Genomic DNA, 5,238 nt, shown 5'->3' on the forward strand with positions numbered 1-5,238 from the left:
AGACGTTCTTGTTCGGCCGCTCGGCGATCAGCCGCATCCACCGCATCGGGTTCATGACGAACGCCATCGGCTAAAAAACGCCATCGTGGCGATCAGGCCCATGTCGTGGAACAGCGGCAGCCAGCTGACCAGCTCCGGGTCCGGCCGCTCCGGCGCCCAGCCCGCCGCCGGACGCGCCGCCGGGACGGCCGGACGCGGCGCGTCGTCGCGTTCACGCAGGTCGAGGGCCGCGTGCAGGCCGGACAGGAAGCCGGGCAGCCACCAGTTCGCGCGTCCCATGAACCGCATGGTGGCCGGGACGAGCAGCGACCGGACGAGCACCGCGTCCACCGTGACGGCGACGAACATGCCGACGCCGATCAGCTTCACCACGGTGATCCCGGCCGTCGAGAACCCGGCGATGACGACGAGGAACAGCAGCGCGGCGCTGGTGATGATCGAGCCGGTGTGCTGCATGCCGCGCGCGACGGCGGCGCGGTTGTCGCGGCTGCGGTCCCACTCCTCGCGGATCCGGGAGAGCAGGAAGACCTCGTAGTCCATCGACAGGCCGAACACGACCGACAGGATGAGGATCATCGAGGTCGCCTCGACGCTGCCGGTCGGGGTGAAGTCCAGCAGGCCCGCGAGGTGCCCGTACTGGAAGCCCCACACGATCGCGCCGAACGACGCCCCGATGGACAGCACGTTCATCACGATCGCCTTGAGCGGCAGGACGACCGACCCGAAGAACAGGAACAGCAGGACGAACGTCGCGACGCCGACGAACAGCGCCATCTTCGGCAGCGTCCGCAGCAGGCTGGACATCAGGTCCATCTGGCTCGCGGTGCTGCCGCCGACGTCCACGTGCATCGGGACGCCGTCCTTGGAGACCGACAGCCGCCGGATGTCCTTCACCAGGTCCTGGGCGTGCTGGTCCATCGGCGCGTACCGGTGCGTCACCGAGATCCGGACGCCGGGGTACTCGCCCGCGTAGCCGGTGAACTTCGCGTCGGTCACGCCCGGCATCGCGGCGAGCCGCTTGCGGAACTGCTCCAGGAAGGGCGGGATGTTGTCGCCCTTCTTCGACGGCGCCCAGTGCCGCGGCACCAGGTCGCCGGACAGCACCACGTCGATCGGCTCGGCCGTCTGGTTCGGGAACCGGCTCTGAATGGTCTGCAGCACCCCGCGCGACGGGCTGTCCTTCGGCAGCACCCGCGCGTCCACCGCCCCGAACTGGACGTGCAGGAACGGCCCGAACATCACGCCGAGGATGACCACCACGGCCGCGAAGTACGGCAGGGGCCGCTTCATGACGCTGGTGCCGAGCCGGAACCAGAAGCCGCCGTCCGGATCGCGGCGTCCGTTCGGCCGCCGCCACGGCATCCGGCCGAACTCGACCTTCGGGCCGAGCAGCGCGAGCATCGTCGGCAGCAGGACGGTCGCGCCGAACACCGCGACCAGCACGGTCGCGATCCCGGCGAGGCCGATCGTGCGCAGGAACATCTGCGGGAACAGCAGCAGGCCGCCGAGCGCGGCGGAGACCGTCACGCCCGACACCATGATCGTCCGGCCGGCGGTGGCGAGGGTGCGGCCGAGCGCGGTCCGCACGACGGGCCGGAGCGCCGTCCGGTACTCCCGGCGGGCGGCCCGCCGCTCCGGCCGGGGCAGGGCCCGGTGCGCGCGGAGCGCGGCCTTCCGCTCGGCCCGGGTCGCGCCCTGCCTCCAGGGCTTGCCGGGCGGCAGTCCCGCGGCCCGCTGCCCGTGGTCCATCTCCTCGCGGAACCGGCTCACGACGAACAGCGAGTAGTCGATGGCGAGGCCGACGCCCATCATCGTGACGACCTCGAGGGCCATCGAGGTGACGTCGGCGACGTAGGTGACCAGGTGCAGGACGGCGAGCCCGCCGAGGATCGAGAACCCCGCCACCACCATCGGCAGCAGCGACGCGGTCAGCGCGCCGAACAGCATCACCAGCAGCAGGAACAGCGGGACGGCGGTGATGGTCTCGGCGTGCACGATGTCGGTGACGACCTGGGTGCCGAACTCGGTGCCGAGCGGGAACGCGCCGCCGAGCCGGGTGTCCAGGCCGGGCGCCTTCAGGTGGTCCTTGACCGCCAGGTAGCTCTCGCTCCGGGCGGTGTCGCTCGTCCCGGCCATCTTGAGCGTGACGATCGTCTGGTGCCGGTCGCGGGACGCGAGGTTGTCGGCGTCCGACTTCTTGGTGAAGGACCAGTACGAAATGATCTGGTCGACGTGCGCCTTCGGCAACCGCGCGACCGTGGTGAGGACCGCCGCCTGGTAGCGCGGGTCGTCCACGGTCATCGTGTCGCTCCGGTAGAGGACGAGCACGTCGGGGTTGGTGCTGCCGAAGTAGGTCGCGCCCAGCTTGGCGACCGTCGTGGAGGACGCCTTGGGGTCCTCGAACCCGCCCTGCTTGAACTTCGACAGCACGCCCGCGCCCCAGAGCGCCGCGAACACCGTGATCAGCAGGATCAGGACGAGGCTGGTCCAGCGCTGCCGTTGGATGAGACGGCCCAGCCCGCCGAGCATGATCCTCCCGATGTCGTACGTTCGTCCCCGGTGCGGGGAGGCTACCCGCGCGCCGCCGCGCGCGCGGCGAGCTTCGCCTCGGTCGTGGCGAGCTCCCCGGCGAGGTACCGCCGCCGGGTGGCGGCCCGCGCGATCTTGCCGGACGAGGTGCGCGCCACGCCACCCGGCTCGATCAGCACGAACTCATGGACGCTCATCTCGTGCTCCACGTTGACCGCGCCGCGCACCGCGTTCTCCACCTCGGCGAGGTCGAGCCGGGCGAGCGGCACCCGCCGGTTCCGCTCGGCGACGATCACCAGCAGCTCCGTCTCGCCGCCCGGCACGGCGAACGCCGCCACGTGGTCGGGGCGGACCGCCGGGTGCGCCTCCTCGGTGGTGAGCTCGATGTCCTGCGGGTAGTGGTTGCGGCCGTCCACGATGACGAGGTCCTTGATGCGGCCGGTGACGTACAGGCCGCCCTCGTGCGCGACGCCGAAGTCGCCCGTCCTCATCCAGGGCCCCTCGGGGAGGTCGCCGGGCTTGGCGAGCCGTCCGCCGAACACGTCCTGGCTGCGCTCGGAGTTGCGCCAGTAGCCGGGCGCGGTGTTCGGGCCGTGCACCCAGATCTCGCCGACCACGCCGTCCGGCTGCTCCAGCCGCGTCTCCGGGTCGACGATCGCGACGAGCTGGCCGACGGGACGCCCGCAGCAGACCAGCGGGTTGGCGTTCGGCGCGCCGTCCGCGACGAGGACCGCGCGGCCCTGCGTGAGCGCCTCCCGGTCCACGGTGATCACCTTCGGCGGGGCGTCCTCGGCCGCCGCCGACACGAACACGGTCGCCTCGGCCAGCCCGTAGCCGGGGGCCTGCGCGCCCGCCCGCAGCCCGGCGGGCGCGAGCGCGTCGGCGAACGCCGCCAGCGTGCCCGGCCGGATCGGCTCGGCCCCGTTCAGGCACGTGACCAGGCCGGACAGGTCCAGGCCCGCCAGCTTCTCCGGCGTCGCGTGCGCCACGACGTACTCGTAGGCGAAGTTCGGCGCTGCCGTGTAGACGTTCTTGTTCGGCCGCTCGGCGATCAGCCGCATCCACCGCATCGGGTTCATGACGAACGCCATCGGCTCGGTGTAGATCGCGTGGTCGCCGTTCACCAGCGGCAGCGCCATCGTGGCGATCAGGCCCATGTCGTGGAACAGCGGCAGCCAGCTGACCAGCTCCGGGTCCGGCCGCTCCGGCGCCCAGCCCGCCCACAGCTGGCTGGCGTTCGCGGTGACGTTCCCGTGCGTGATCTCCACCCGCCCACAGCTGGCTGGCGTTCGCGGTGACGTTCCCGTGCGTGATCTCCACCCCGGCCGGGCGGCGCGTCGAACCGGACGTGTACTGAAGGTACGCAAGGTCGTCGAAGCCGATCGGCTCGTCCGTCCAGGCGTCCGCGAGCGACGGGTCGACGTCCTCGGCGAGCACGATCTCCCTCGGCCGCGGCACGTCGTGGTCGGCGAGGAACTTCTCCACGTGCGGCAGCGCTCCGCGCGAGGTCACCACCACGGCCGGCTCGGCGTCGGCGTACGCGCCGACCAGCCGGTCGGCGTAGCCCGGCAGGTCCGGCGAGAACAGCGGGACGGCGACGACGTGCGCGTACATCGCGCCGAGCATCGTCATCATGTAGTCGAGGTTCTGCGGCAGCAGCAGCGCCGCCCGGTCCCCCGGCCGCGCGGCCCGGCGCAGCCGGGTCGCCGTCGCGCGCGCCCGCCGGTGGACGTCCGCCCAGGTCAGCGTGGTCCGGGTGCCGGACGGGTCGGCCGAGTACTCCACGAACGTCCAGGCCGGGGCGTCCGGCTTCTCCCGCGCCCACCGCGCCACCCGCTGGACCAGCGGGACCCGGCCGGAGCCGCCGGGCGCGAGTTCGGGAAGCAGCGAGCCCAGTGCCATGGAACCAACTCCCGGGGGATGGGCCGGAGGCGCCCGCGGGGGCCGGTGCGCCGCCGGAGAGCGTGCGTGCCGCCCGGCTGGACGCCGGTGTCCCGGCGGGGTGCGACGCGGCGGCGGCAAAGATCGTGCAGCGTGAAGCTACCGGATGGTAGCCGGGACGGGCATTAGTCCCGACGCACATTACCGCCGTCGCGCTTTGTCACTCCGGTGACAAGCGCACCACCTCGGAAAGCGCACGGAGCGAGTGTTCGCGGGATCTCGGCCCGCGAACACTCGCTCCGTGACGTTCCGGCTGGTCAGGAGCGGCGGGGACGGCGGAACCAGGTCCGGCGGCCGGGCTGGGCGGGGGCCGCCGGCGCCCGGCCTCCGGTGACCAGTCGCCGCCGCAGCAGCGACATGCACGCCACGCCCCACAGCAGGACCACCTCGGCCCCCAGCACGATCCCGAGCACGATGGCCCAGTCGCGGGCGTCCCGGAGCTCGCCGGTCGGCGACACCAGCGTCATCCGCGACTCGCCGGCCGCGCCGGGGAGCGCGTCCTTCTGGGCCGCCGGCGTCTGCCCGCCGTTCACCGCACCGTTCACGCCGCCGTTCACGGCACCGTTCACGCCGCTGTTCACGCCGCCGGTCCCGACCCGGGGCAGCAGCCCGTCGGCGGAGGGCGGCAGCGCGCCCGCACCGGCGGACGGCGGCGTCGCCGATCCCTGTTGCCCCGGCGTGGGCATCTGGCCGGGGACGGCCCCGGCGGCGGGCGGCGCCAGCCTCGGCGGCGAGGCCGGGGCGGGCGGCAGGGCAGGCGCGGACGGC

2 protein-coding genes and 2 pseudogenes are annotated in these 5,238 nt (G+C 73.0%); all 4 read right to left on the reverse strand.

Annotated features, from left to right (window positions below):
• Positions 1-51: 51 nt before the first annotated feature.
• Positions 52-2,529 carry an MMPL family transporter gene (locus tag DZF91_RS01130; RefSeq protein ID WP_117355661.1) on the reverse strand — a complete coding sequence of 826 codons (2,478 nt, stop codon included), beginning with the start codon at positions 2,527-2,529 and terminating at the stop codon, positions 52-54.
• 41 nt (positions 2,530-2,570) lie between these two features.
• Positions 2,571-3,797: an AMP-binding protein gene (locus tag DZF91_RS01135; RefSeq protein ID WP_235833978.1), complete on the reverse strand. Its 1,227-nt coding sequence runs from the start codon at positions 3,795-3,797 to the stop codon at positions 2,571-2,573.
• Between the two features lie 49 nt (positions 3,798-3,846).
• Positions 3,847-4,431, reverse strand: a pseudogene (locus tag DZF91_RS41625) (AMP-binding protein); the annotation flags it as partial.
• A gap of 296 nt (positions 4,432-4,727) precedes the next feature.
• Positions 4,728-5,238, reverse strand: a pseudogene (locus tag DZF91_RS39280) (hypothetical protein); the annotation flags it as partial.

Source organism: Actinomadura logoneensis (assembly GCF_003428695.1).
GTDB lineage: Bacteria > Actinomycetota > Actinomycetes > Streptosporangiales > Streptosporangiaceae > Spirillospora > Spirillospora logoneensis.